A 771-nucleotide genomic window follows, 5' to 3' on the forward strand; every position below is an offset into this window, starting at 1 on the left:
CTTCCTGGTCACGCTGAACAAGGTCGAGGCGCAGAACCTGCCCGAGGTCAACGATGCGCTGGCCAAGTCGCTGGGCATCAAGGAAGGCACCGTCGACGCACTGCGCGCCGACATCAAGCGCAACCTCGAGCGCGAGGTCAAGTTCCGCGTGCTGGCCCGCAACAAGTCGTCGGTGATGGACGCGCTGGTCAAGAGCGCCGAGCTCGACCTGCCGACCTCGCTGGTCAACGGCGAAGTCGAGCGCATGACCGAAGGCGCCCGCGCCGACCTGAAGAAGCGCGGCATCAAGGACGCCGACACCGCGCCGATCCCCGCCGAGATCTTCCAGCCGCAGGCCGAGCGCCGCGTGCGCCTGGGCCTGGTCGTCGCCGAGCTGGTCCGCGCGAACAACCTGCAGGCCAAGCCCGAGCAGCTGCAGGCGCACATCGAAGAGATGGCGCAGAGCTACGAGAAGCCGGCCGAAGTGGTGCGCTGGTACCTGGGCAGCCGCGAGCGCATGGCCGAGGTCGAAGGCGTGGTCATCGAGAACAACGTGACCGACTTCGTGCTGGGCAAGGCCAAGGTCACCGACAAGGTGCTGCCGTTCGACGAACTGATGGCCGGCTGATTTCGTCAGCCGTCATGCGAAGGGCGCCGGGCTGAAAGGCCTGGGCGCCCTTTGTTTTTGAACGCGGCCTTGTCGCGACATAATCAAACCCAATCTCCGTGGGACTATCACGAACCTCCTCAAGGACGCAAGGACGATCATGAGCGCGCTGGAAACACAAAGTC

General features: G+C 64.9%; 1 protein-coding gene. It reads left to right on the forward strand.

The features are described from left to right. Positions 1 to 607, forward strand: a 607-nt coding sequence (locus AC1D1T_RS32830; RefSeq protein ID WP_477993549.1) for a trigger factor, incomplete at its 5' end; no start/stop codon positions are given. Between the last annotated feature and the right edge of the window lie 164 nt (positions 608 to 771).

Source organism: Rhizobacter sp. P2_H3, assembly GCF_056403355.1.